This window comes from Synechococcus elongatus PCC 11801 (assembly GCF_003846445.2).
GTDB lineage: Bacteria > Cyanobacteriota > Cyanobacteriia > Synechococcales > Synechococcaceae > Synechococcus > Synechococcus elongatus_A.
Window position 1 is genome coordinate 826,924 of the sequence record NZ_CP030139.2, and the last position, 24,985, is coordinate 851,908.

General features: G+C 56.0%; 27 protein-coding genes and 1 other RNA gene. 10 read left to right on the forward strand and 18 right to left on the reverse strand.

Annotated features, from left to right (window positions below):
• Positions 1-131: 131 nt before the first annotated feature.
• The 5 genes from DOP62_RS03910 to phoU all read right to left on the reverse strand — a co-directional run bounded on the left by DOP62_RS03910 (position 132) and on the right by phoU (position 5,071).
• Positions 132-557: a DUF2996 domain-containing protein gene (locus tag DOP62_RS03910; RefSeq protein WP_208673401.1), complete on the reverse strand. Its 426-nt coding sequence runs from the start codon at positions 555-557 to the stop codon at positions 132-134.
• 61 nt (positions 558-618) lie between these two features.
• Positions 619-1,197, reverse strand: coding sequence for a hypothetical protein (locus DOP62_RS03915; RefSeq protein WP_208673402.1), 579 nt, complete (start codon positions 1,195-1,197; stop codon positions 619-621).
• A 2-nt stretch (positions 1,198-1,199) separates the two neighbouring features.
• Complete coding sequence (locus DOP62_RS03920; protein WP_208673403.1) at positions 1,200-1,838, reverse strand: flavin prenyltransferase UbiX; 639 nt, start codon at positions 1,836-1,838, stop codon at positions 1,200-1,202.
• Positions 1,835-4,072, reverse strand: a complete 2,238-nt coding sequence (locus DOP62_RS03925; RefSeq protein ID WP_208673404.1) for a ribonuclease R family protein — start codon at positions 4,070-4,072, stop codon at positions 1,835-1,837. Before DOP62_RS03925 ends, DOP62_RS03920 begins: the two co-directional genes overlap by 4 nt.
• Positions 4,073-4,396: 324 nt before the next feature.
• Positions 4,397-5,071 (reverse strand): phosphate signaling complex protein PhoU, encoded by a 675-nt coding sequence (phoU, locus tag DOP62_RS03930; RefSeq protein WP_208677041.1) that lies wholly within the window; start codon positions 5,069-5,071, stop codon positions 4,397-4,399.
• A gap of 123 nt (positions 5,072-5,194) precedes the next feature.
• Here phoU and psaM point away from each other — a divergent pair, with 123 nt between their 5' ends.
• From psaM to DOP62_RS03950, 4 genes are all read left to right on the forward strand, one after another.
• Positions 5,195-5,284: a photosystem I reaction center subunit XII gene (gene psaM / locus DOP62_RS03935; RefSeq protein WP_208673406.1), complete on the forward strand. Its 90-nt coding sequence runs from the start codon at positions 5,195-5,197 to the stop codon at positions 5,282-5,284.
• Between the two features lie 151 nt (positions 5,285-5,435).
• Complete coding sequence (locus DOP62_RS03940; protein ID WP_208673408.1) at positions 5,436-5,819, forward strand: hypothetical protein; 384 nt, start codon at positions 5,436-5,438, stop codon at positions 5,817-5,819.
• Positions 5,820-5,851: 32 nt separating this feature from the next.
• The gene (locus DOP62_RS03945) at positions 5,852-6,310 is read left to right on the forward strand and encodes a hypothetical protein (RefSeq protein WP_208673410.1); all 459 of its coding nucleotides are present in this window, start codon (positions 5,852-5,854) and stop codon (positions 6,308-6,310) included.
• Between the two features lie 228 nt (positions 6,311-6,538).
• Positions 6,539-7,006, forward strand: coding sequence for an ATP-binding protein (locus tag DOP62_RS03950; RefSeq protein ID WP_261789810.1), 468 nt, complete (start codon positions 6,539-6,541; stop codon positions 7,004-7,006).
• A 16-nt stretch (positions 7,007-7,022) separates the two neighbouring features.
• Here the strand turns inward: DOP62_RS03950 and DOP62_RS03955 are convergent, their stop codons facing one another.
• Entirely contained in the window at positions 7,023-7,301 is a 279-nt protein-coding gene (locus DOP62_RS03955) for a DUF6439 family protein (RefSeq protein ID WP_208673412.1), read from the reverse strand.
• Between the two features lie 106 nt (positions 7,302-7,407).
• Here DOP62_RS03955 and DOP62_RS03960 point away from each other — a divergent pair, with 106 nt between their 5' ends.
• From DOP62_RS03960 to DOP62_RS03970, 3 genes are all read left to right on the forward strand, one after another.
• Positions 7,408-7,827 (forward strand): hypothetical protein, encoded by a 420-nt coding sequence (locus DOP62_RS03960; RefSeq protein WP_261789811.1) that lies wholly within the window; start codon positions 7,408-7,410, stop codon positions 7,825-7,827.
• A 59-nt stretch (positions 7,828-7,886) separates the two neighbouring features.
• Complete coding sequence (gene menD / locus DOP62_RS03965; RefSeq protein ID WP_208673414.1) at positions 7,887-9,635, forward strand: 2-succinyl-5-enolpyruvyl-6-hydroxy-3-cyclohexene-1-carboxylic-acid synthase; 1,749 nt, start codon at positions 7,887-7,889, stop codon at positions 9,633-9,635.
• A 120-nt stretch (positions 9,636-9,755) separates the two neighbouring features.
• Complete coding sequence (locus tag DOP62_RS03970) at positions 9,756-10,355, forward strand: hypothetical protein (RefSeq protein WP_208673415.1); 600 nt, start codon at positions 9,756-9,758, stop codon at positions 10,353-10,355.
• A gap of 109 nt (positions 10,356-10,464) precedes the next feature.
• Here DOP62_RS03970 and argC read toward each other — a convergent pair whose 3' ends face one another.
• Complete coding sequence (gene argC, locus DOP62_RS03975) at positions 10,465-11,523, reverse strand: N-acetyl-gamma-glutamyl-phosphate reductase (protein WP_208673416.1); 1,059 nt, start codon at positions 11,521-11,523, stop codon at positions 10,465-10,467.
• A gap of 296 nt (positions 11,524-11,819) precedes the next feature.
• Here argC and ribBA point away from each other — a divergent pair, with 296 nt between their 5' ends.
• Positions 11,820-13,505, forward strand: a complete 1,686-nt coding sequence (gene ribBA, locus DOP62_RS03980) for a bifunctional 3,4-dihydroxy-2-butanone-4-phosphate synthase/GTP cyclohydrolase II (RefSeq protein ID WP_208673417.1) — start codon at positions 11,820-11,822, stop codon at positions 13,503-13,505.
• Positions 13,506-13,537: 32 nt separating this feature from the next.
• Here ribBA and DOP62_RS03985 read toward each other — a convergent pair whose 3' ends face one another.
• Positions 13,538-13,975 carry a peptidylprolyl isomerase gene (locus DOP62_RS03985; protein ID WP_208673419.1) on the reverse strand — a complete coding sequence of 146 codons (438 nt, stop codon included), beginning with the start codon at positions 13,973-13,975 and terminating at the stop codon, positions 13,538-13,540.
• 324 nt (positions 13,976-14,299) lie between these two features.
• On the opposite strand from DOP62_RS03985, the gene DOP62_RS03990 reads away from it, so the two are divergent.
• Entirely contained in the window at positions 14,300-15,142 is an 843-nt protein-coding gene (locus tag DOP62_RS03990; protein ID WP_261789812.1) for a hypothetical protein, read from the forward strand.
• A gap of 50 nt (positions 15,143-15,192) precedes the next feature.
• A complete protein-coding gene (locus tag DOP62_RS03995) occupies positions 15,193-15,603 on the forward strand; it encodes a hypothetical protein (protein ID WP_208673421.1) in 411 nt (136 codons plus the stop codon).
• Between the two features lie 51 nt (positions 15,604-15,654).
• Here DOP62_RS03995 and ssrS read toward each other — a convergent pair.
• The 10 genes from ssrS to DOP62_RS04045 form a co-directional block, all read right to left on the reverse strand.
• A non-coding RNA gene (ssrS, locus tag DOP62_RS04000) (6S RNA) lies at positions 15,655-15,836 on the reverse strand.
• A gap of 22 nt (positions 15,837-15,858) precedes the next feature.
• Positions 15,859-17,046 carry a 5-(carboxyamino)imidazole ribonucleotide synthase gene (purK, locus tag DOP62_RS04005; protein WP_208673422.1) on the reverse strand — a complete coding sequence of 396 codons (1,188 nt, stop codon included), beginning with the start codon at positions 17,044-17,046 and terminating at the stop codon, positions 15,859-15,861.
• 101 nt (positions 17,047-17,147) lie between these two features.
• The gene (locus DOP62_RS04010) at positions 17,148-17,483 is read right to left on the reverse strand and encodes a ribulose bisphosphate carboxylase small subunit (protein WP_208673424.1); all 336 of its coding nucleotides are present in this window, start codon (positions 17,481-17,483) and stop codon (positions 17,148-17,150) included.
• 89 nt (positions 17,484-17,572) lie between these two features.
• Positions 17,573-18,991: a form I ribulose bisphosphate carboxylase large subunit gene (locus tag DOP62_RS04015; RefSeq protein WP_208673426.1), complete on the reverse strand. Its 1,419-nt coding sequence runs from the start codon at positions 18,989-18,991 to the stop codon at positions 17,573-17,575.
• 390 nt (positions 18,992-19,381) lie between these two features.
• On the reverse strand, positions 19,382-20,209 hold the full coding sequence (locus tag DOP62_RS04020; protein ID WP_208673429.1) for a carbon dioxide-concentrating mechanism protein CcmK: 828 nt from the start codon (positions 20,207-20,209) through the stop codon (positions 19,382-19,384).
• A gap of 41 nt (positions 20,210-20,250) precedes the next feature.
• Positions 20,251-20,754 (reverse strand): hypothetical protein, encoded by a 504-nt coding sequence (locus DOP62_RS04025; protein WP_208673431.1) that lies wholly within the window; start codon positions 20,752-20,754, stop codon positions 20,251-20,253.
• A 34-nt stretch (positions 20,755-20,788) separates the two neighbouring features.
• A complete protein-coding gene (locus DOP62_RS04030) occupies positions 20,789-22,411 on the reverse strand; it encodes a ribulose bisphosphate carboxylase small subunit (protein ID WP_208673433.1) in 1,623 nt (540 codons plus the stop codon).
• Positions 22,412-22,477: 66 nt separating this feature from the next.
• A complete protein-coding gene (locus tag DOP62_RS04035; protein WP_208673434.1) occupies positions 22,478-22,777 on the reverse strand; it encodes a EutN/CcmL family microcompartment protein in 300 nt (99 codons plus the stop codon).
• A 147-nt stretch (positions 22,778-22,924) separates the two neighbouring features.
• Complete coding sequence (locus tag DOP62_RS04040) at positions 22,925-23,233, reverse strand: carbon dioxide-concentrating mechanism protein CcmK (protein ID WP_011242449.1); 309 nt, start codon at positions 23,231-23,233, stop codon at positions 22,925-22,927.
• 326 nt (positions 23,234-23,559) lie between these two features.
• Positions 23,560-24,960, reverse strand: a complete 1,401-nt coding sequence (locus DOP62_RS04045) for a ferredoxin:protochlorophyllide reductase (ATP-dependent) subunit N (protein WP_370538870.1) — start codon at positions 24,958-24,960, stop codon at positions 23,560-23,562.
• Positions 24,961-24,985 lie beyond the last annotated feature (25 nt).

Here is a 24,985-nt window from a genome sequence, read left to right on the forward strand (position 1 = left end):
GAAGTTCGCCTGAGCTGGCCGTAAGTCACTCACTGCCGTGTGAGAACTCCAGACCGTCTTCAGTCTATCAACGGCCTCTAAAGGCAAGGCCGGTAAGGGGTGAAGAGTTACGACAAAGTGTTACGACTCTGTTAATTTTGCTCGAGCCATTTTTGACCATCGAGACGCGAGAGGATGCGGTTGAGGAGCAAAGGCAAAGTGATCTTGCGCTCATCACCCAAAAAGGCTTCTAGGGTTGCCGGGGCAGCTTTGCCGTCCGCCAAGGTAAACACCTTAGGCGCGGTTAGGTTTTCTTCAGTGAATCCCAGCAAGAACCGCCGTTGACCGTTGGCCCAAGAGCCTTGCAGTTGCCAGCAGCGATCGCCCACGACAGGCAAAGGGGCTTCAACAAATTGCAGGTCTAAGTCGGCAAGGCCCCGATCGCTGAGGGCTTGACGGACAGCAGGCAGCAGATCGACTTGGACAAACTCTTGGAACGGTTTGTCTTCCAAGGCTGGAGGCTTGGCTTTCTTGGCTGCAGGTTGAGCTGGGGGAGTTGCAGTTTGTTCTTCAGGCATCAGGACTGACCAATGAGCAAAACGGGTGAGCGCTGCGTTGATCTTACCGATCGCTACTCGCCTACCAATCGTCTTGCTCAACAAAATCCCAATCATCTCCCGTCGTGGTCGTCGATGGTGGCGTTGGGCTGGGGCGACGGCTAGGGGATGATTCTGCAGCAGTCGTCGGGGGCTTCACGACTCGGAAACCGGTATCAATCACCCGTTCGGGGGTGGGTTCTGGACGAGGCGATCGCGGCGGTGGGGCGGATTCTGCACGGGAGCGAGCTGACCACCCCCCGGTTTCCCAAGGTTCTGCAGGCTCAGTTGATGAGGACTGACTGCGTGTTGGGCCACCGGTTTCTCGGCCCATGAAGGTCCAGTCGCCACGACGGCGCGCTCGTGGCTCTGGGCCCGTACCACTGGAACCCGTCGAAGCTGATGGAGTAGCTGGGCTTGAGATCGAGCGAATCAGCCAATGGATGATGGCACTCGTGAGCAAGCCCACCGCGATCGCCAGCACAAACCACAGACCCAGCGGTTGGGGACGGGTCTGCAACGTCAAAAAATAGACCGGTAGGCGGGTGCCCAGATTGCTGACCAGCAGCAAAACACTGATTAGGGCGATCGCCAAAAAACTCACGCCAAGCGCCGATCGCATAGTCAGTCCTCGGCTTGATCGACGTTGCCCTGCCAACGATTGAGTGGAACACAGTCCAACCCAAAGCAATCTAAGACCCGTGCCACAACAAAATCCACCAGATCTTCGATGGTTTGTGGTTGATGGTACCAAGCTGGAATCGCCGGTACGATCCGCGCCCCAGCCTCTGCCAAGGTCGTGAGATTGCGCAGATGAATCAGGTTGAAGGGCGTCTCCCTTGGGACGATCGCCAAGCAGCGCCCTTCCTTGAGGTGGACATCAGCTGCCCGCTCCAGCAGATCGCTACCCACCCCCGAGGCCAACTTACCGACGGTACTCATGCTGCAGGGCAGGATGACCATGCCCCGCGTTCGGAAAGAACCGCTGGCAATGCGAGCACCAACATTACTGCTGCGATGACAAACCAGTTGACCGCGATCGGGCACACCGGCCTGTTCTCGCCAGAATTTCTCCTGCAGCTCGGGAGCCGAGGGGAAAGGAATGTGGGACTCCGATCGCCAGACTTCAGCCGCTGCCCGCGACGCCACTAAATCAACCGCCAGATCCGCCAAGAGCAGATGGCGCAGGGCACGAACCGCGTAGATCATGCCCGATGCACCACTCACTCCAAGGACGAGGGGCTGGGAAGGAGTGACACTCACAGCATTTCCATGGGTTCGCGATCAGGCGTCACTGGCGGAACTTCCGGCAACGGCAACACCCCAAGATCAATTTGCTGGCGGTAGTAATCGACATTGCGAATTTCCACCTCGACGCGATCGCCTAGGCCAAACTGGCGCCGATTCTTACGCCCAATCAAGCGCTGCTGGCGCGAACGATATTCGTACCAGTCATCTTTAAGGGAACTGACGTGAACGAGTCCCTCAACTTGCAGGGCTTCAATTTGGACAAAGAAGCCGTAGGACTGAACACCCCGAATCACACCAGCAAAGGTCTGACCGATACAGGCTTTGGCGGCGGCTGCCTTTTTCAGGCCTTGGAAATCAACACTGGCCTCAATGGCTCGTTTCTCCGCCTCGCTGAGCTGTTGGGCCAGCAGCTTCAAATCGGTTTCCAGTTCTGTTTGGACTTCAGGAGGCAGAACACTCCAGTTAATTTGGCCATGACTACCGCTGTGGCGGATATTGACGCCTTCCTTGCTGCGGCTGGAGCGGCGATCGCGCCCTTGTTGGAACAGAGCCAGCAGCACCCGCTGCACCCAAAGGTCCGCATAGCGTTGGCTGGGCGCCACGAAATGACCGTAGGTTTCCAGCCCAAGGTTGAAGTGGGCTACTGGCTGCGTGCTGTAGAAGCTCGGTTTGAAGGTTTGCAGCAGCAGATGATCGAGCAAGTTGGCAAGTTCTGAGGTTTGCGTGGCATCGCTCAATTGCTGCAGTGCAAGACGGTTCAGCTCCGTCTCGTTCTCATCGACTTCGATCGCCAGTCCTAAACCAGCCGCCAGCCGCTGCAGATCCTGAATGCTACCCAGATCTGGCGATCGCTGGCCAACGTAGAGCACGGGTAGTTCCAGAGCCTGCAAATGCTCTGTGACCAAGCGATTGGCTTGAATCAGGATTTCCTGAACGGCTCCCACGATCGCGGGCGATCGCAACACCACGCCTAGAACACCTTCGTCATTCCCAGTCGTCTGCGTGACCGTCAGTTCAAAGCCGCCCCGTTCACGTCGTTGGGTTCGCCAACGGTCAGCGATCGCCTGCAGTTGCTTGAGCGTTTCGACCGCTTCCCCCGCTGCTTTACTATCAGCCAGCAGATCCGTTGCTTCCGCCGGAGACAGCACTTGCTTCAGCTGCACCAGACTCGGTTGCAGCTCATAGTCCTGTACGACGCCCGTTGCATCGACTCGGATCAGCAAGGAGACAGCCCGTCGGTCGTCGCCCACAACAAACCGGCCCAATCCTTGGGTGAAGACTGGCGGTAGCAAGGGCAGTGCCGTTTCACCAAGATGCAGATCGATACCCTGCCGCTGGGCTTCAAGGTCGAGATCCGACTGAAGCGGTATCGAACTGGCCACCTCTACGGTGTGGACGATGACTTGCCAGCCGCCTGAAGCATCCGACTGGATACTGAGCGCCGCATCGAGCGGATGGGCTGGATCAGAGGCGATCGCCAAAGTGAAAGACTGGCGGAGATCCAAACGATCTTGAATCGGGTCAGACTCGGGAGCACTCGGGAGACTAACGACCGTTGCGATCGCCACCTCACTCAAGTCAGAAGGCAGATTATGCTTGCAGCGAATTAAATCAACCGGCGAGGCCGACTCGGGGTCGCTGCCCAAAATCTGAGTCACCTTACCGACTGGCGGCAGTTGCGCTAGGGGATAGCGCTGAACAGCCACGCTGGCCAGGTAGTCCCGATTAGCCGCCAAATCGAGACCATTACTCTCCAAATCGAGCTCGCAGAGCAGGCGATCGTCCAAGGGCACAGCGCGGAACCCTTCGCCTTCAGACTTCTCAGTAATGCGAGCGAGGACACTGCTGTTAGCCCGCTCGAGGATTAGCTTGACTTCGCCCTCAGGACTGCGCCGCCGACTGCCCTCGCGCAGGACATTGACCAGCACGCGATCGCCATTCCAAGCATGGTTGAGCTGATGCTCACGGATGTAGATATCCTCTGCATCCTCCGCATCTTGAATCGCGAAGCAAAAGCCTTTGCTCGAGCAGCGCAACCGAGCTTCCACCCACTCGTTCTCTTCATTGCGCCGATACTTACCCCGATCCTTGGTCAGCAAGCCCAAACGTTCGAGGGCATCTAAGACGATTTGTAGTTTGCGGCTCTTGTCCTCGTCTTCGCAGCCCAGTTTTTTCTCTAGCTGTTTAGGGGCAACAAACTTTCCTTCACTGAACTGAGTCAGAAGCGTGGCAATCGAGAAGTTCATCGAGTCGGGGATAGAGGTGGGGTTGAGGGGCGGCAATGGCCTGAAGCGGAGGGCCGATCGCTAAGGTGACAGTTCACAACAGTCGGACAAGACTGTCAGCTCAGACGACGCTACACCTGTGCTGCTCCTTTGCAGGCTGCCAATCTAGGGCAACAAGAACAGCCAGCCAAAACAGAGCACACAAGTGAGCCATTGCCCAGCTTGCTGGCTATCCTTGGGCTCAAGGGCAAAATCTCAGGCGATCGCTCTTGGAGACGTAGCGGCCCAGCATGACGCGACAACGGCGTCTGTCTATTCTACGGTGCCCCTGCGATCGGGACCGGCTTAGTTGGGCATCCGACCGCTCTGGATGAAGCAAATGCGCTGCCCAACGTTCGTTGCATGGTCGGCCATCCGTTCGATATGGCGGATCACTAAGACAAGCAAGACAGTTGCTTCTAGGTTGAACTGTGCCTGAGAGTCATGGACCAGGCGCTCGTAGAGAGCATCAAAGTCAGCATCGACGGCATCGTCTTTGTCTTTAATCGCCCGTCCTAGCTCAGCGTCGATATTGGCAATCGCCGCCAAGCTCATGGCCAACATCGATCGCGATCGCTCCAGCATCAACCCAACCGGCTCGATGATTGGATGGGGGGCAAGGGCAAACAGTCGCACTGCAATTTCGCCCAAATTTTCAGCGTAGTCACCAATCCGCTCGAGGTCACGGACGATCTGCATAAAAGCGCTGAGAATGCGCAGATCGCGACTAACCGGGGACTGCAGGGCCACCAAGCTGAGACAATCTTGCTCAATCTTGCGGTAGAGCGCATCGATCACCTGATCTTGCTGATCGATTTGATCAGGCGCCGATAAATCTCGCTCCACGAGGGCTTGTCGAGCGAGCCAGCAGGAGTTTTCGACCAATGCCCCCATCCGCAAAATGTCCTGCTGAACATCCTTCACCTGCTTCATAAAGCGGGTGCGGGTCGCTGGCAAGCCCTCAAAGGTGCTGTGGAACATGGGGTCGAGCAAGGTGGGTGATGAACCTCAAGTTGTTAAATGATGTGAAAAGCGCTGGTTTGACTCTTTTCGATCGCGGAAAGTAATTAGCAATCTAGCGCTGAAATCGAGAGAGAGCCTGTAATGACTGATACGCAAGTCTTCGTCGCCCTACTCCTTGCCCTCGTACCAGCTATCTTGGCCTACCGTTTAGGTACTGAACTCTATCGCTAAAGCCATCGCTAGTCTATTGGCGTTCATCCCTCCGCAACTCTCTGGTGACTGCAGATCATCAGGGAGTTTTTGCTTGTAGGAGCACAAAGCTTGGCACTCACCGCGCAAACCCGCTAGAGTTTGGTCTACAAGTTCCCACTCTTTCGATCGCATGGCTGCTCCTCAGGTTCGTTCTGCCTCCCCGCGCGATCGCCGCCCTGTCACGGTGACTCAAGCCTCGACTGCCAAAGCGACGGGTGAATGGCTCTGGCTGGAACCGACCGTCAAGCTGACGCTACTCTTTGCCGTGGCTGCACTCCTCAGTACCTCAGGGCTCCGCCTTCTTCAGTCTGCCGCAACCCGCTTGGAACGGTTGCAGGAGCTAGATGCGGAGCTACAGCTCACGGAAAGACGAGTCCAGATCTTAAAAAACGATTTTGCGCGGGTCTTCTCAACAGCTGAGGCTCGGACGGTCATGCAGGAGCAAGGTAACTGGATTCAGCCCGGTCAGAAACGAATTGTGTGGCAAGAGGCGAGCCCAGAAAGCAGTCGTTAGGATGGCGCATAGACCTCCTCACTGCTGCCTCCATGCCTGCCACTCCTTGGCCCGTTGATGACTTGAGCCCCGAGAGCTACGTTGTCTTGGGCTTGGCCACCTGCTTCCTCAAACAACCTGAAGGACTGCAAGAACTCACCATTATTGAGCCCATTCCCGCAGCAGCATTGACGACTCTGTTTGCTGGCGTTCCTACGGCCTACCAAACGGCGATCGCAACGACCATTGCCGACTGGATCGATTTGACCGATTGGCAACGTCCGAGTGACTGGCCAGAAACCGCTCAGCTCTGCTCAGACTTTGGCGAACGACTGCTAGCAGCAGCCCGCACCTATCGCCGCGATAGCCAGAACCACGATCGCTTACCCTTGGGCGATCGCTACGACGGTTTTCAATACTCGCTGGAGCGCAAACGTATCTTGAACGCGGCTCCAGTTGTCCGGCCGGAGGATAACGTCAAACAACACGCTTACACCCATCAAGTCCTCTAAACGAACCTGTCCTGCACCAAGGTTGGCTTAGGAATAGTCCGCTATCAGCCCATAAATTCTTAGCTGGCCAACTCTGGTGCATCCTCTTCAACCAGCCTTCAAGGACACTGCTGCTCTTGGTCTATCGTCAAGCTGCAACAGTTCGTATCGTTGCTAACAGTTCGCAGGTGGAGCGGCTGGCTAGGATGAGAAAGGTCAAGCGCGGTTGCAATGAGGGTCTGCCCAGTGGTGACAGTACCAGAAGCGACTTGGGAGCAAGTGAGTTTTGCTTCTACCTTGCATTTAGAGCCGATCTTGTCTGCCTTGCTACGTCGAGTCCCTGCCCGCCATCGTTCCGAGTTACATCTAGGGTTGCAAGAAGCCCTCGTCAATGCGGTCAAACACGGCAACTGTTCTGACCCCAGCAAATTAATTACCGTGCAATATACGCGATCGGGAGCCCATCACTGGTGGGTGATTACCGACCAAGGCTGCGGATTTGGTGATTGCCCACCTTTGAGCGATCGCCACACCTGTCAACTGCCCGATAGTAGTTGGGAATCAGGGCGAGGGCTCTATATCCTCCGACAGGTCTTTGATCAAGTGATTTGGAACGAGACTGGTAACCAGCTCAAGCTTTGCCGCTATCTACCCCATCCGCTCTTGGCTTGGCAGCCGAAGCCTGAACAGGTCCTGCTGCGCTGGGCAATTTCTTGAGAATCAGTTCTACTTTTTAGCGTTGATGGGTAGGGCAAGGCGGCGGTGTAATGCTGCGATCGAGCAGCCCTAATGCCTGTTGCAGATGAGCTTGGGCATCGTCCTGACGATCTTGCAAAAGGGCCAGAATTGCAGCGGCAGCTTGTTCGCGAGCGCGGACCGGACGATTGTTTTTGTAGCGATGCCACTGGTCGTCTGTCAGGGCGAGCCGTTCCAGGAGAACTTGGGCGATCGCGATCGTGTCGACTTCGCGCAGGGCTTGGCTAGCCGGACTTTGCAGAGGAGAAGTCGTCATGGGGGTTGGGGTCAGAAAGACTTGACGAGCGATGGACTCTCCTTGCAGTGTAGGCGCAGGATGGTCTGGGCAGGGCTCAATGCAGGGTTCGTCACTTTTCTCTTTTGTGCTGCTGACGGCCGCCGTCGCACTGACGTTGAGCTACCTTTGGCTCTGGTGGCGACGGCTAACCCGCCGCAAACGGCGATCGCTGCCGGTGCTCAGCCCCGATTGGTGCGATCGCTTTGAGCAATCGATGCGCGAAGCCCAGCAACAGCTGACGGAGGTGGGCGATCGCTATCGGCAAGTGGTGCGCGATCGCCAACGCTGGGAAACACTGCAAGAAGCTCAAGAAGCCGCTCAACAAGAAGTGAAGTCTGCCCGCGATCAGTTGCGCAGCCTCGAAGCACAGATTATCGAGTTGCAGGTCAACCTCGAAAGCCGATTGATTGATTGGCCTGCCCTGAAAGAATCGTTCTGGCAGTTCCTACGCTTTGGCGGTTTGGGATTTCTGCTCGGTTGGTTTTTGCATTGGCTTGCTCGCTAGCTCAGGTCAGATCTGTCAATGACTAGTGATTAGCTGGCTGTGCAATCGCCCATGAAAGAATGGGGCAAGCTGCTGCTGTCACCATGCCGATCGACCCTCGCAATTTCAACACTCTCTGGGCCTCCGTGTTAGCGGAGAGCTTTGTGCAGCTGGGTCTGCAAACGGTGGTGATTTGCCCAGGTTCCCGATCTGCTCCCTTGGCGATCGCCTTTGCCGAGCATCCAGCGATCGAGGCCATTCCCATCTTGGATGAGCGATCAGCAGGCTTTTTTGCCTTAGGGCGTGCCCGCGCTAGCCACCGTCCCGTGGCACTGCTCTGCTCATCGGGAACAGCGGGTGCCAATTTCTACCCAGCGGTGATTGAAGCAAAAGAAAGTGGTGTCCCCCTGCTCGTGATCACTGCCGATCGCCCGCCTGAACTCCGCCAGTGTCATGCCGGTCAAGCGATCGATCAGCTCAAGTTATTTGGCAGCTATCCCCTCTGGCAAGCCGAGCTCGCATTACCAGCTCTAGATCTGGAGCTGCTGCGTTACCTGCGGCAAACCGTCCAGCAAGCTTGGCAACAGGCGCTGAGGGGTGGGCCTGTCCATCTCAATCAACCCCTTCGAGAGCCTCTTGCCCCGATCGCTGATCCCACGACCCAGACTTGGCTGGCGCAACAGTGGCCCGGCGAAGATTTTTTTGCGGAATTGCTGACAGCAGTACCGACCCCGCAGATTCACCAACCGCTACCGCCGCTACCAGCGCAGGGGCTGATTACCGTCGGCCCGATCGCTCCAGAAGATCCCGCTGCTTTTACGCAGGCGATCGCCCGTCTTTCACGGCATCTCGGCTGGCCGGTGCTTAGTGATGCAGTGACGCCCTTGCGTCAGTTTGCAGATGACTGCCCCTTACTGATCAGTGGCTACGACTTCATCCTGCGGCAGTCACACTGGCGGGCAACGCTAAAGCCGGAGGCAGTGCTACAAGTCGGTGAATTGCCAACCAGTAAGGAATTACGGCTGTGGCTGGCTGAGCAGACCTGTCCGCGCTGGATTGTGGCACCCCGCCCAGAGAACTTTGATCCACTACACGGATCTAGTCACCATCTCCCGGTGGCAGTAGAAGCGATCCCCATTCCCGCTGCGATCGCACCTCCGAATCCCTACAGTCAGCAGTGGCAGCAAGCAGAGACAGCCGTTCAGACTGCGATCGCTCAGCATTTGGCGGCAGTGCCGGACTTGACCGAGCCCCTGATTGCCCGCCTCCTCAGTCAGCATCTACCTGACCAAACGCCAATTTTTGTGGCCAACAGCACCCCGATTCGTGATTTGGAGTGGTTCTGGTTGGCTAACAACAAGCAGCGATCGCTCTACTGCAATCGAGGTGCCAATGGCATCGATGGCACGCTGTCCACAGCGATTGGGATTGCTCATCAAAATCGCCCCAGCGTCTTAATCACCGGTGATCTTTCGCTCTTGCACGACAGCAATGGCTTTCTGCAGCGATCGCGCCTCCAGGGCCACCTCACAGTGGTGCTGATCGATAATTCGGGCGGCGGCATCTTTGAATTGCTGCCGATTCGTGACTGTGGACCGAGCTTTGAGCCGTTTGTGGCAACACCACAGTCCGTGGACTTTGCTGTGCTTTGCCAAGCCTATGGCGTCGAGTATCAGGCGATCGCCACAGAGCAGGAGCTGATCAAGTCCATCCAAACCCTCCCGACAACGGGTATCCGCGTACTGCATCTGTTGACTAACCGCCGTCACAATGCAGCTTGGCGGCGTGCCTTATTTACCGAGCTTGCAGCGATCCCCAGTGGGGACTGAAATCGGGATACCAGCCAATGGTAGATTGATCCCCAGAGGCGGCGAATTGCCGCACAAGCGGTGATTATCAGAGCCATTAGCTTTTCTCAATCACCTTGGCAGCAGTGAGGGCTACTATTCATGACGAGCGGAAACCCCCGACCTTCAAGTCGTCGTCGGACGCCTCGGCCCGCCGCAAACGCTCAACCGTCGCCACCCAAACCGTCTGCCATGACGCCAGAGACGCCGACTGAGCCAGAACCGACGCCCACTCCTGCAGACACGACTCCCCAGCCCGAACCCATTGCTCCTGAACTTGCTGAGGCTCCTACTATGTCTACCTCCGACGCTGCGATTACCCCCACCAAAGGGACTGAGTCCGGTGCGATCGTGCATGATGTGCAAGGCAATGCCTTGATTCTCAAAGGCACGGGTGGACTGCCCAGCAATCGGCCCGTGGCGGTCAATACTGTGGCTGTCGCAGGTACGTTCGGCACCAATGCTATTCGTCCAATCGGCGTTAGTACGATCACTGTTGTTGGGACCTACCGCGACCCCGAACAGCGTCCGATCGCAGCCGATAACTTCACGATTGTCAAAGTGCAAAACGATGCGGGCGCCCGCCCCACGATGGCTAGCACGCTCAAAATCGATCGCATTGAATCAGCTTTTGGTTTGCGTCCCGTCGCGTCTAATGCGATCGATCCAGTCTCGTCGGAGCTGATGGGATACCTCGACTAGACTCTCGTTCGGTTGAAGACTGACTAGCTTAATTGCCACCTCTAAAGAATCCCTGTCCAGCACCATTTGGTCTGACAGGGATTTTTGCTGATTTGTGATCGCGGATGGTCTAGGGGTAGTAGCAGAGGGTGGGCAAACCTAAACCTTCTTCCCAGCCCTGCATCAAGTTCAGGCATTGAATTGCCTGACCTGCTTGTCCCTTGATCAGGTTATCGATCGCTGAAAGCAGCACGATTCGCCCTGTCCGAGCATCAACTTCTAAGCCGAGGTAACAAAGGTTTGTTCCCGAAGCCCACTTGGTTTGTGGGTAGGTGCCATGAGCCAGCACCTTGACCATCGGTGAATTGCGATAGAAAGCCTGATAGACCGTCAGGCAGTCCTCTGTTGTCAGGTTGGGATCGCGGAGCTTGGCGTAGATGGTGGAGTGAATCCCTCGCACCATCGGCATCAAGTGAGGCGTGAACTGGAGCAGCACCTCATGACCGCTCAGATCCGCACAGATCTGTTCAATCTCGGGCGTGTGACGGTGCCGTGCAACACCATAGGCGCCCACCGAATTCCCAGCCTCAGCTAAAAGCGCATTGGTCTTCGCTTGGCGTCCAGCGCCCGAAGTGCCTGACTTGGCATCAATCACAATCGTGTCAGGGTCGATCAAGCCCTGCTTGAGCACCGGCGCCAGCGCCAACAGGCTGGCAGTCGGATAGCAGCCCGGGCAACCAATCAACTGGGCGTTGGCAATGCGATTGCGGTACAGCTCCGGCAAGCCATAGACAGCAGATTGGGCAATCGCGCTGTCCTGGCGATCGCCACCGTACCAGCGCTCATAGGTTTTGAGATCGTGAAAGCGATAGTCGGCGGACAAATCTAAGACCTTGCAGCCTCGTTCCAGCAAAGCCGGAGCCAAGTCGTAGGCCAGACCGTTGGGAAGTGAGAGGAAAACCGCTGCACAACGCTCAGCAATGCGGTCAATATCGATCGCTTCAATCGTCAAGTTGAGGTGCGGCCCCAGGTGGGGATAGAGATCCGCAAAACTTTTACCCGCGCTGCTGTCGCCTCCGAGATAGGCGATTTCTAGACGCGGATGATCCTGCAACAGCCGGACAAGCTGAACACCGCCATAGCCTGAAGCGCCAATAATGCCGACGGGAAGACGGGAAGACTCGTGCATGAACGCAGCCACAGGCCAAACAGCAATGGAGCAGCATTTTAGCGCTTCCTGGGGAGTCTGAGGCAGGGGGGCGATCGCGAGAGCCAGCCATTGACTGCTCCAGCCTGCTCCAAAAGGGCCTCAATCCGCGTCAAGTTCTGCTGTTACTTAGTAGGCGTTCCAGTCTTGCTTGCTATTCCAAAAGAGTTGCCTGCGCTCCCGCTCTTGTCTGAATCCCGCCTATATCGCTGGCCAGACCGGAGTTTCTCAGAGAATTAAGATGAAATCATGACCTTTGTAAGCCTTGATTGGCGGCTGTGACTTTGCCAGAAGACTTTCAGTTTGACCCGATCGCCGACGCGATTGCGGAGATCAAAGCCGGTCGCGCGGTGGTGGTCGTCGATGACGAAAACCGCGAAAACGAGGGCGACCTGATCTGTGCGGCTCAGTTTGCCACCCCCGAAATGATCAACTTCATGGCGGTGGAAGCGCGGGGCCTAATCTGTCTGGCAATGACAGGCGATCGCCTCGACCAGCTCGATCTGCCACTGATGGTCGATCGCAACACGGATAGCAATCAAACTGCTTTCACGGTCAGCATTGATGCTGCACCCCATCTTGGGGTTAGCACCGGTATTTCTGCCGAGGATCGCGCCCGCACCATTCAAGCCACGATCAATCCCCTGACCAAACCGCATGATCTGCGCCGCCCCGGTCACATTTTTCCGCTGCGATCGCGGGAGGGTGGCGTGCTCAAGCGGGCAGGACACACCGAAGCAGCCGTCGATCTGGCGGGAATGGCTGGGCTCTATCCCGCTGGTGTGATCTGTGAAATTCAGAACCCCAATGGGTCGATGGCCCGCCTGCCAGATTTAATTGACTACGCTCGTCAGCACAAACTGAAACTGATCAGCATTGCTGACTTGATCAGCTACCGCCTGCAACATGAGCGGTTCGTCATCCGCGAAACGATCGCAACCCTTCCCAGCGAATTCGGTCAGTTCACGATTTTTGCCTACCGCAACAGCTTGGATGGCTCGGAGCATGTGGCGCTGGTTAAGGGTGATCCCAGTTGCTTTAGCCAGCAACCAGTGATGGTTCGCGTTCACTCCGAATGCTTGACCGGCGATGCTTTTGGTTCACTGCGCTGCGACTGCCGGATGCAGCTCCAAGCTGCCATGAAGATGATTGAAAACGCCGGACAGGGTGTGATCGTCTACTTGCGCCAGGAAGGACGCGGCATCGGTCTGATCAACAAACTCAAGGCTTATTCGCTACAAGACTTGGGATTGGATACCGTCGAAGCGAATGCCCGCCTCGGTTTTCCCGCCGACCTGCGCAATTATGGCGTGGGTGCCCAAATCCTTAACGATCTGGGGGTAACGCGCATCCGCCTGATCACTAACAATCCCCGCAAGATTGCTGGTCTCAAGGGCTATGGATTAGAAGTGGTCGATCGTGTGCCGTTGCTGATTGAAGCCACACCCTACAACTCTTCCTATTTGGCAACCAAGGGCGAAAAACTCGGGCATCTGCTGTTGAAAACCCATCTCGCGGCGATCGCCCTGCATCTCACACCTGAACTGCAGGACAACCCCTACCGTCAGACCTTGATTGGTCAGATTCGCAGCTTGGTGCAAGCAGAAGGACTATTTCTGCAAGAAGAATTGCGATCAGTAGCTTCGGCGGTCTTTGGCCCCCAAGTGCTGACATTGCAGATTGGTCTCGCTCAGTCAGAAGCGATCGCCTCCGATTGGTACCACCACCCTGATCAACCGCTGGCAACACAATTGCAGCGCTGCCTCGAACAAATTGCCGCGATCGATGGGCTTGAAGACCTAGAGTTTCTGTTGGCTGATGGCCACGATCCGCTGACAAGCTTGCAGGTTCAGCTCGATCGCCAGTCACTGCCCTTACCTGAGCTCAGCAGTGAGTTCAAGCACTTGAAACTACAGCAGATTTATCACTTGCAGCTGCAGGAACGACCTAGCTTTGTCAGCTGAGGCTGATCCAGCCCCAGCCTGACTCATGTTGACTAAGCAGGATCCGTCACGATCTTGACGGAGAGGATGCGATCGCCATTGCGCAGCGATCGGACCACTTGTAGGCTCTCGTCATCTTCGGTTTGGCCGAAGGTTGTGTGGACGCCATCCAAGTGGGGCTGAGGTTCATGGCAGATGAAGAATTGGCTTCCTCCCGTATTCCGACCGGCATGGGCCATCGAGAGCGTGCCGGCCAAGTGCGGGTTGTCGTTGATTTCGCAAGGGATTTTGTAGCCAGGTCCGCCGGTTCCGGTGCCGTGGGGACAGCCACCTTGGCTCATAAAGCCCGGAATCACGCGGTGAAAGGTGAGGCCATCGTAGAAGCCGTCTTGCGAGAGCTTCACGAAGTTTGCCACCGTATTTGGGGCATCACTATCAAAGAACCGCAGACGAATCGTGCCTTTCTCGGTTTCCAGAATGGCTTGGGTCATTAAAACTGCGTGGATAAGTGGATCTGCTGTGATCCTAGCCCGTTGCCAGGCCGGGGCAGGGAGCTAGCGACTCAAGGCTGAGGCGTTCCCTGCCGATGGAGGAACAAGATTTTGACGCGATCGCCCACTCCACCCCTTCAGAAGAGAAAGAACTTGTCAAGTTCCTCCAGCACATCATGTTTCTCGTGATATACCTAAATTGAAATTTCAGTTTTAGCCTTTCTGGGGAGCAAGCTGATGAGAGAGAATTTCCCCTTAGTGAGAGAGTCTCATCAATCAGTAGGTCAGCTATCGCAACCCTTGACTCAGCCTCCATCATTGACAGTGCTTGAGGAGCTCAATGCTGCCGCACAGTCTTTTGTTGGACCCATTTTTATTCTGTTGCCAAACGCTTATCGGAATCCTGAAACCCCCCACCTTCATATTGATTTAGCCAAAATTGGGCTGGTGCGTGGGGGGCAATACCAGGTCTATCAAGAAGGCCACCAATTCATCTATACCGATGAAAACCGCTATTTCGGGGAAACGCTGCGCGATCAGCGATTAGTCGCAGCTTCAGCTCATGGGACACGTCTTTTTATTCAATGTTTTGATGGTCGCAAACTGAATCGAGCCCTGATTTGGATCTGTAAGCGTCAGGATTGCCCCCCGCTGGCGTCGAGTTTGCGTTACAAAAAATCCCAGAAAGAATCTCTCCAAGATCACAATGCTTGGCAGCCTCTAACCCATCCGCGCGATCGCGTTCTGCCGCGGCCCAAGCTCCACGAGGTACGACCCATCCAAGGACAGGTTGTTTCGCGGTCTACCTCAACAGTGAGGCTGGTCTTGGAACCCATGCTTCAACTTCAGTGCACACTCACCCAATCCCCGCGATCGCAAACCGTTGCCCACGGCATTGAAGTCAATCTCGGAACATTTCAGCCCTTTGCAGGGCAATCACAGTGCCGAGGGACAGGGTGCACTCTCGTCATTGGCAAGCTACAGACTCAGCGATCACTCTCCTCAACACTGGAGTCACACTTTCGAGTGCGACCCCGGAACCCCAGCACCCCTGAAGTCGCCTATATTTATGGGGCTTTCGGTCGGGCATTAGTCAAACACCGCGATCGCTACTGGTTTAGCTTTGACCCGGTTTTGACACCTGTTAGCCCTTTGCCCGAAGCCTAGCCACTGGCATTACTCAAGACCGTTTGATTACAACGAGGTTGACTGTTTAAATGACCGTCACGCTTGGCGAAGAACTCCGCAACAGTTTGTGCGAGCTCATTCGAGATCGAGCTAGTAGTGGCTGGCTCATTCTCGCTGCAGACTACAACGCCCAGACCCAACAACTCACCGATGAAGTCGTGCGCTTTAGCTTAGCTGCTGTTCCGTTTGGTGCGATTGCTGCAGGTTCCATGGCAGCGAACCCGATCGCTCCGGCTCGCTGTAGCCGCTCAGCCACGTTGCGCTACTGGGAAATCCGCTCTAATCCCCTGCATCCCACGCATCCAGACCAAATACTCTTGCGGGGCACAATTGGCGATATCAGCAACCCTGGGGATGCGGATCTCGTGCTAGATACCGTGACGGTTCAACAAAACCAGGCGATCGCAATCGCAAGCTTTACTTACTCCGCACCGCTCTAGCCTACCGAGGCTCTACCTAAGCGCGAGGCTGTCAATTATCTGGCAAAGAGAGATCTAACCGCGACGCCGTCTTACCTCAGATTTCGACCTGGGGGAACCAGGGGGGAGCTTGCGGCCAACATTAAGTTTCCGAGTCAAGCTCGGTCTACTGCTGTCGGCTCTGCGAGAGCACCCAACTTCGAAAGGTATAGATCAAAAAACATTGTTGGCAGTCACCAACGCCGCAGCCAGATCTGTGGTCATCCTAGCAGGCTTCTAGGGCTGGTGGATGCTGGAGTAATTAGGCCAAATTGCCTCTACCTGCGCCAGTAAAGTTTGCGCCTGCTGCGATCGCTCATCTGGTGTCGTCCCTGTCAGGGGCAAGGTGATGTGCCCCAGCTTGCGACCCGGCTTCGACTCTGTCTTGCCATACCAATAGAGGCAGGCTCCGGGCAGAGCCGCTAGTTGCTGGCGCTGTTCAGCGTAGTCACTCTGGCGATCCTCATAGCCCAAGAGATTGACCATCAAAGCTCCCGGCCACTGTAAGGCTGTCGACCCCAAAGGCAGGTTGGCGATCGCGCGCAACTGCTGCTCAAACTGCGAGGTCTGACAGGCATCCAGACTGTAGTGCCCCGAGTTGTGGGTGCGGGGCGCAATTTCATTGACCCAAAGGCGATCGCCCTGCTGAAACAGCTCTAAACCAGCGATGCCTACATAGTCCACGGCTTCAACCAGTCGCTGTGCCATCTGAGCCACCGCTGTTTGAAGTGCGTCACTGACTGCAGCGGGTGCGATCACCCAACGGCACACTTGATCCTGTTGATAGGTTTGGACCACGGGGAAAGTGGCGATCGCCCCACTTTGACTACGGGCGACCATCACTGCTAGCTCCTGCTCAAAGGGAATGAACTCCTCCAGCAGGAGCGGTGTGTCGCCGTAGGACTGCAAAACTTGTTGGAGTTCGGGTAGCGATCGCAGAATCTGGGTGCCTTTGCCGTCGTAGCCGTGGCGGCGCTGTTTCAGCACCACTGGAAACCCCAACACCGTTAGCTCAGACTCGGTTGCTGTTGCTGGGTCGATCGCCAAAAAGCGCGGGGTCGGTAATCCTAGACGGTTCAGCAGTTGCCGCTGATCGAGCTTGTCGAGTAGTGAGGCGATCGCAGCAGGACGGGGGCAAAAGCGGACGCCGGAAGCTTCTAACTCCGTCAACGCCGGTAGGTCGACAAATTCGTTCTCGAAGGTGATTACGTCACAGGCTTGAGCCAATTGGGCGGTTGCCAACGCATCTGCCACGGCTGCTAGGACGGTTTGATCCGCGATCACCACTGCTGGATCGTGATCATTGGGTGTTTGAACGTGCAGCGACATCCCCAACCGTTGCGCTGCTGGTGCCAGCATCCAAGCTAACTGGCCACCACCAATCACTCCAACGTGCTGGACAGGGGAGACTGCGATCGCATTCATGGGCGTAGAGAAAAAGGGAAAGAGTCCGCCATCCTCAAGAATGGCAGACAGAAAAAAGCTCCTGCCCGAAGACAGGAGCGGCCATCAAGACCAATCAGGCTTTAGTAGCGGCCGGGACGGTGAACGATGAAGCTCACGGTTTGGCACTGCTTGATATTGTCGAAGCCAGCAACGCGGATATAGCAGTCGCCGTATTCGCTGCGGCACTCACGCACTTCGTCGAGCACTTGCTGAGGGCTCTTGCAGTCGAACAGGGGCAGCTTCCACATCGTCCAGTAGAACTCTTCTGGGTTCGAGCTCTCGTTGAACTCGATCAAGGGATGGAAGCCTTGCTCGATCATGTACTCTATTTGAGCAGCGATTTGGCGATCGCTAAGAGGCGGCAAGTACGAGAAAGTCTCGAAACGACGCTCTTTTGGCAGGGTTTTGATGCTCATTATCAGAAATCCTGAAGGGTTGAGTCGAAATGCTGGGGAGCGAGGCTTACTAGGTTGCTCCGACTCCCCAAGAGATAGTCAGAGGCTCCTTAGAGCTTGTCCATCGTTTCGAATTCGAACTTGATCTCTTTCCAGAGTTCGAGGGCAGCAGCCAGTTCAGGCGACCACTTGCCAGCTTCGCGGAGGATGTCGCCGCCTTCGCGATAGAGGTCACGACCTTCGTTACGGGCTTGGACGCAAGCTTCCAAAGCAACACGGTTTGCAGTTGCACCCGGTGCGTTACCCCAGGGGTGACCCAAGGTACCACCGCCGAACTGGAGGACGGAGTCATCACCGAAGATTTCCACCAGTGCGGGCATGTGCCACACGTGGATACCACCGGAAGCGACCGGCAGCACGCCCGGCAGCGAAGCCCAATCCTGGGTGAAGAAGACACCGCGGCTGCGATCAGCTTCGATGTGGTCTTCGCGCATCAGGTCAACGAAGCCCAAGGTCGATGCTTTGTCGCCTTCCAGTTTGCCGACGACGGTACCGGAGTGGAGGTGGTCACCACCGGACAGACGTAGACACTTGGCCAGAACACGGAAGTGAATACCGTGGTTGCGCTGACGGTCGATCACCGCGTGCATTGCACGGTGGATGTGCAGCAAGACACCGTTGTCGCGGCACCATTTCGCCAAAGTGGTGTTGGCAGTGAAACCAGCCGTCAAGAAGTCATGCATGATGATCGGCATGTTGAGTTCTTTCGCGAACTCAGCCCGCTTCAGCATTTCTTCGCAGGTCGGCGCGGTCACGTTCAGGTAGTGACCTTTGATTTCGCCGGTTTCTGCTTGCGATTTGTGGATTGCATCAGCCACAAACAGGAAGCGATCGCGCCAGCGTTGGAACGGCTGCGAGTTGATGTTTTCGTCGTCTTTGGTGAAGTCCAGACCGCCACGAAGACATTCGTAGACGGCACGGCCGTAGTTTTTCGCCGACAGACCGAGTTTCGGTTTGATCGTGCAACCCAGCATCGGGCGGCCGTACTTGTTCAGCAGGTCGCGCTCGACTTGGATACCGTGGGGAGGACCTTGGAAGGTTTTGACCAGGGCGACGGGGAAGCGGATGTCTTCCAGACGCAGCGAACGGATGGCTTTAAAGCCAAAGACGTTACCGACGATCGAGGTCAGGATGTTGGTGACGGACCCTTCCTCGAACAGGTCGAGCGGGTAAGCGATGAACGCAAAGTAGGAGTTCTCTTCGCCTTGCACCGGCTCGATGTGGTAGCACTTGCCTTTGTACCGATCCATGTCGGTCAGCAAGTCGGTCCACACGGTGGTCCAGGTACCGGTCGAAGATTCAGCCGCGATCGCCGCACCAGCTTCGTCAGCAGGGACACCCGGCTGAGGGCTGAAGCGGAAAGCCGCCAGCAGGTCAGTGTCTTTGGGGGTGTAATCGGGGGTGTAGTAGGTGAGTTTGTAGTCCTTCACCCCGGCCTTATAGCCTGCGGCAGATTGCGTCTTGGGCATGTCGTCTCTCCCTAGAGATATGTCAGATATGCTCGACGATTCAGGATTTCTGGCAGGGGGAGCCTGTACAGCTGCAGTCCCACAGCGCAAGTCCAGCGGAGCATTCCGTTGCGACGGACGCTTAATTCTTTTGTGGAGAATTAAGCCTTAGATTCCTCATGAATCAACCTATCATCAATCGGAACCATTTATTGAAGCCCAGAAGCGAGATTTGATTTGATTTGCTTAACGCTGGCTCATGCCCTGCTTATTAGATCGACGAGCCATCTCGCTAACAACACCAAAAGCCGCCTCCCATCTGGATTGAAGGCGTTGACATTTTTTCTGACTTACTCTGGCTGAACGGTCAACTTTCAGCGAAAAACCAGTGTAATTACGGCGCTTTTTCCGTCACTGATCTGTGCGTGGATTTGGTAACTCTAAGGGTTCTGGAATTGGCGCCTCTTGGGTTAATTCCAAGGCTGCCTGCCGCTCTTCGGCGAGTAATCGGGGGGCTTCGATCGCGATCGGCTGGCGCTCTAGTTCAGGCAGCTCTAGGAGTGGCTGTTTCTCGCGAACGCGCAGTGGCAATTGGAGTGGCTGAGTTGCTTCGCCGTCAAGCTGCGGCTCGGGCAGGCTGTCCATCAGATCGTCTAGCGGTCTGGGGATAACCATGATTGCGTTGAGCTGGCCGATCCGCTCAGCTGCGTACATGCCGGCTTCAACAGCAACGGTCACATTGGAAACGGTGCCTTGCACGATCGCAGTACAGAGACCGCTGCCCGTTTTCTCATAACAGATCAGCTTGACGTTAGCTGACTTGAGCATGGCATCGGCTGCTCCAACTAAAGCGGGGAACCCATTGGTTTCAATCAGCCCAATCGCGCCAACATTTTGATGCGATCGCGTTGCCATTGCCTCTTGCGAGAGCCGCCGACTGATCGGCAGAACGGCTTCTAGATTCGCCTGCGGTCGCGGCAAGATCGTACTAGACACATACTGCTCAAACTGGCGAGCAGTAGCGACCCCAGCTTCTAGGGCCAGTTTGATGTCGGCATAACCGCCGCGAATGACCGCTGTACAAAAACCTGAACCCGTCTTCTCGTAACCGACCAGCGTGACATCTGCGGACTTGAGCATCATGTCCGCTGTGCCGACAACTGCTGGAAAGCTACGGGTGCAAATGACCCCTAGCGCACCGGCATTGCGAGGCTGCGAATAGGCGAGAGAAGCGGTCATCAACAAAGTACCCTACGGCTCCAAGAGCCGCTGTGCACATCTTAGCGATCGGGGAACATGCTCTGGCGCATCCGCAAAAACTGTTCCTTGCCGTAGACCTTGGTCGGCTGGGCGATCGCACTGGTCTGGGGCGATCGCGCCTCGGATGCTGGCACTGAAGCACTGGCTACTGACGCAGCGGTCGGCGTACTTCCGGTTGCCTGCGCACTCAGCAAACTACCAGGAGCAGTGACTCCACCTGCCTCAACCGAAACATCCATCAGCGTTGTCGAAGGCCCCAAGCAGGCTTGGCGACCCACAACACTCTGACCCACAATCAACACACCGGCAGCCAGCAAAGCACCTGCCTGAATGATGATGGCTCCACCCCGAGCATGGAGCACTGACCCCAAGCCAATGCAAACCCCGCTGGCAATTTCAATCCGGCTATCGGCCTCGGCAATCAGCAAAACCCCTGGAGCAATCACCACATCAGCAGCAATCGTGACCTCACCACTGGCGAAGTAGCGATCGCTGATCGGGGGCTCTAGGGGCGGTAGGTGCATGAAGACAAGGGCGATCGCCGGATTGCCGGCAAACTTACGGCTTTTGGATCAACAGTTCAGCCACACGGCGGCGAGCCGCAGGGTCAATGCCAATCAGGCGAACGTATTTACCTTGGTGTTCTTGCAAGAGAGCGTTCAGCGCAGACAACACAGTCGACTCGCTCTGTCCACTCAAGGTCGGCAAGGTCTGCCAAGAGCTGGTTTGGAAGCGGCGCTTGTCAGCCACTTCTGCACTGATCCGGTAGCCCTGCGAGAGCAAGCCGCGGACTTGGCTGGCCACGTCACCTGATCCGGAACCATTGCTGGCATAGCTGGGGCTGGAAGTCGAGGTCGTCCCTGCTGCCGGTGCTGCTGCACCGCTAGACCCAACAGGCCCTTGGGGATTCTGAATCAAGGCTTCAAAGACTCGGCTGCGCGTGCTGGTATCAATCCCGAGGAGGCGGACGTATTCGCCTTCATGCTCGGCCAAGCAAGTTTCCAGTTCAGCGAGGACTTGGCGTTCGTTGCTGCTTTGGATCGGTGCACAGGACTGCCAAGAGCTGGTGCGGAAGCGGCGCTTGTCCGCATGCTCCGTCCCAATCCGATAACCCTGGGCTAACAAGTTACGGACTTGACTGACAACTTCGGCAGAAAGGTTGCCACTGACACTGGCATAGCTGCTTTGACGACCGCCGCTAGGCGCTACAGCTACCGGCTGACTGCTCAGTGACTCAGGAACCGTACCATCGGGCCGTTGAATCAAGGCTTCAAAGACTCGGCTGCGCGTGCTGGTATCAATCCCGAGGAGGCGGACGTATTCGCCTTCATGCTCGGCCAAGCAAGTTTCCAGTTCAGCGAGGACTTGGCGTTCGTTGCTGCTTTGGATCGGTGCACAGGACTGCCAAGAGCTGGTGCGGAAGCGGCGCTTGTCCGCATGCTCCGTCCCAATCCGATAACCCTGATTCAACAGGCTCCGAACTTGGTTGATGACTTCAGAACTGAGTCGGCCTTGGCCGTTGTAAGCGCTCACGGTCGTTGCCTCGCTAGACGATGGACGAAGGGGAGAAGGAGTTGGTGTGGAATTGAAATCAGCAGTCGCTGCTGGGGTAGACCGCACAATCACCGGAGGTGAGCCGATGATGTGGCGAGCAAATTCCCGATCTTCCGGACGAACCTCTGGCAGTCGATCGGCCTGCTGCTGGGTCGTGATGATGGCCCCTGAGGGAACGTAGCGACCGGGTGGGATCTCTACGTCTTGCACTAGGGCGTGCATCATGATTACCGAACCGGCCCCAACCCGAGCGTTGAAAACGGTGGACCGAAAACCGACAAAGCAATCATCTCCGAGATAGGCCGGACCATGGATCAGTGCTTTGTGGGTGATGGCCACTCGACGACCGAGCCAGACAGAGTAGTCAGCTTGGTCATCGCCCAAGACACGACCATATTCCAAACCGTGGATGACAGCACCTTCTTGCAAAAGGCTGTCTTCTCCGATTTGGAATGGCGCTCCTTCGTCAGCACGGATCGAAACCCCCGCTGCAACGCGGACACCTGCTGCCAGCCGAACGTCACCAATAATGCTGGCGATCGCATGCACCTGAGCAGCGGGATCTATATGGGGCTCAGCCAACCGACCTGCCGTTGAAGCAACGGGGATCGTCGTTGGGCTCGGCATCCTCAACCCTCCCAAGCCTGGGCTCAATCCACTCGATGAATAACAGGGGCTCAAAGAGCCTGCCTGCTAGCTGTGCTCGCGTTTGTCGTAGACGGAGCGGTTTTCAACATTGACCGTATCGATGATTGCAATAACTGCTGCATCGACTGGGCGATTCTGACAATCCCGCACATGACGTGCTTGACTGCCACGACTGATCAACACCCACTCATCAACACCCGCGCCAACCATGTCAGCTGCGACTTCATATTCCGGAAGGACTTGTCCAGCCTCATCAATGAACTGAACAACAAGGAACTTTACCCCTTGCAGGCTGGGTTCCTTGTAGGTGCTGACCACAGTTCCGCGAACCTTAGCAATGCGCATGCTGATCCCACATCGACGGCACAACAGGACAGCCGACCATCGAAGAACAGACAAACAAATCTGCCAAGGTGCATCTTGAAAGACTCACCCAAAGAGTCGGCAATCAAGATGAAAGGGCTATTGAACTTAACTCAACAGCCCTCAACCCTACATGCGGAATTGTTCAACAGCTTCGGTGTAGCGGATCGGGAGGACGTATTCCAGGTTCTCGTGGGGACGAGCAATGATGTGGTGCGACAGCACTTCACCACCAGCAACCCGTTTCGCCGAGTCGAGACCCGCAGAGACGGAAGCTTGGACTTCCGAAACGTCGCCCCGGACAATGACCGTGACGCGGCCGCTGCCGATTTTCTCATAGCCAACCAGCGTGACACGCGCTGCTTTGACCATCGCGTCAGCTGCTTCCACAACAGCCGGGAAGCCCAGGGTCTCGATCATTCCAACCGCAATAGGCATGAGTCCACGTCCTTTAAAAATTCGAGTCAGTCTCTAGCAAGAAGCTGGAACTTAAGAATCGAGTACGGAGACTCGATGTTCAGCATGCTTCTGGCGCTCTAATCAAAAGATTAGATTGATGGGGATCTATTGACAATATTTAAGCTGATGGTGATTTTCGATTGGCCCCATCAGTAAAACTAATCGTCCCCATCGGGTTTGGGTTGAGCAAAAGCTCTTGCTTCTGGATAGCTGAACGCTGGGTTCAACCCCGAGAATCCCTCAATAGTTTCTCATGACTAGGACCGCGATCGCACAGGAACTTTGGTCGGGCGATCGCAGCCAGCCTAGTGAGGAATGACGGCTTCACTGACCCATTGGCTGCTGCCGACAGTCCCTAACGCGAGGTTGCGACGCAAGGGACGAGTCACCAATTCCAGGATGGCGCGGGCATTGCCGAAGCCATGGATCTGGGCAAAGGTAAATTCCACCGACCACTTGGTACTGATGCCCCGTGCCTCGAGCGGGTTGGCATGGGCCATGCCGGTGATCACTAAGTCGGGCTGCAATGCCTCGATCCGTTGCAGTTGGTTGTAGTTATCGGGTTTTTCGACCAAACGGGGCAGAGGCACACCCATCGATTGGCACGTCTCCTCCAGTAAGGCGAGCTCTGCTGCTAAGTAGCGGCGATCGAGGTAAGGGATACCGATTTCAGGACAGCGCATTCCGCAGCGAATCAGGAAGCGAGCCAGCGAGATTTCCCAGAGGTTGTCGCCCATAAAGAAGACCTGCTTGCCTTCCACGAGCTGACGATAGTCTTCAATGCTGTCCCAAACTTGGGCTTCGCGTTCTGCCAAACCCTGTGGCTCAATACCAAGAACACTGCAAATTTTTTCAATCCACGCACGACTACCATCAGGGCCAACTGGGAAAGGCGCACCAATGACTTTGCACTTTCGCCGTCGCATCAAAGTAGTTGCAGTCCGCGACAAGAAGGGATTGATGCCGATTGCATAACTTCCTTCAGCAATGACTGGCAGCTCGGTGTAGCGCTTGGCTGGCAACCAGCCCGAGACTGTGATTCCTTGCTTGGCCAGTTCAATCGTGAGTTGGGTGGCAACCGGATCGGGCACCGATCCAAACAAGATGAGGGGGGGATGCTTGGGGCAGGCAGGCTGTTGCTCAGCGGCAGGAGCTTTCCCAAACTGAAGCAGACGCTGGATAGCGTTCGTGCGTTCTTGCTGATCTGCTTCGCTGGTAGCAGCTTCGGGGCAGCGAGCGGCCATAGCAGCTAACACAGTGTCTTCGCCCTGGGTGAAGGCGTAGTCCAAGCCATTGGCACGAGCGACCACGATCGGAATGCCAATTTCGGCTTCCAGTTTGGGGGCGAGTCCCTCCAGATCCATCTTGATAATTTCAGTTGTGCAAGTGCCAATCCAAACAATCACACTGGGATTGCGATCGCGTTTGATTTGAGTACAAAGGCGTTTCAATTCTGCATAGTCATTGAGCTGAGCAGAAATATCCCCTTCCTCGAGTTCTGCCATCGCATAGCGCGGCTCGGCAAAAATCATGACGCCCATGGCATTTTGGAGGAAATAGCCACAGGTTTTGGTGCCAATCACTAAGAAGAAGCTGTCTTCAATTTTCTGATAGAGCCAAGCGACACAGCTAATTGGGCAAAAGGTGTGATAGTTGCCCGTTTCACACTCAAAAGTGAGTGCTGAGGGTGCTTCGGTAGTCGTCATTGATGAGGAGGGATGAAGAGAGAGC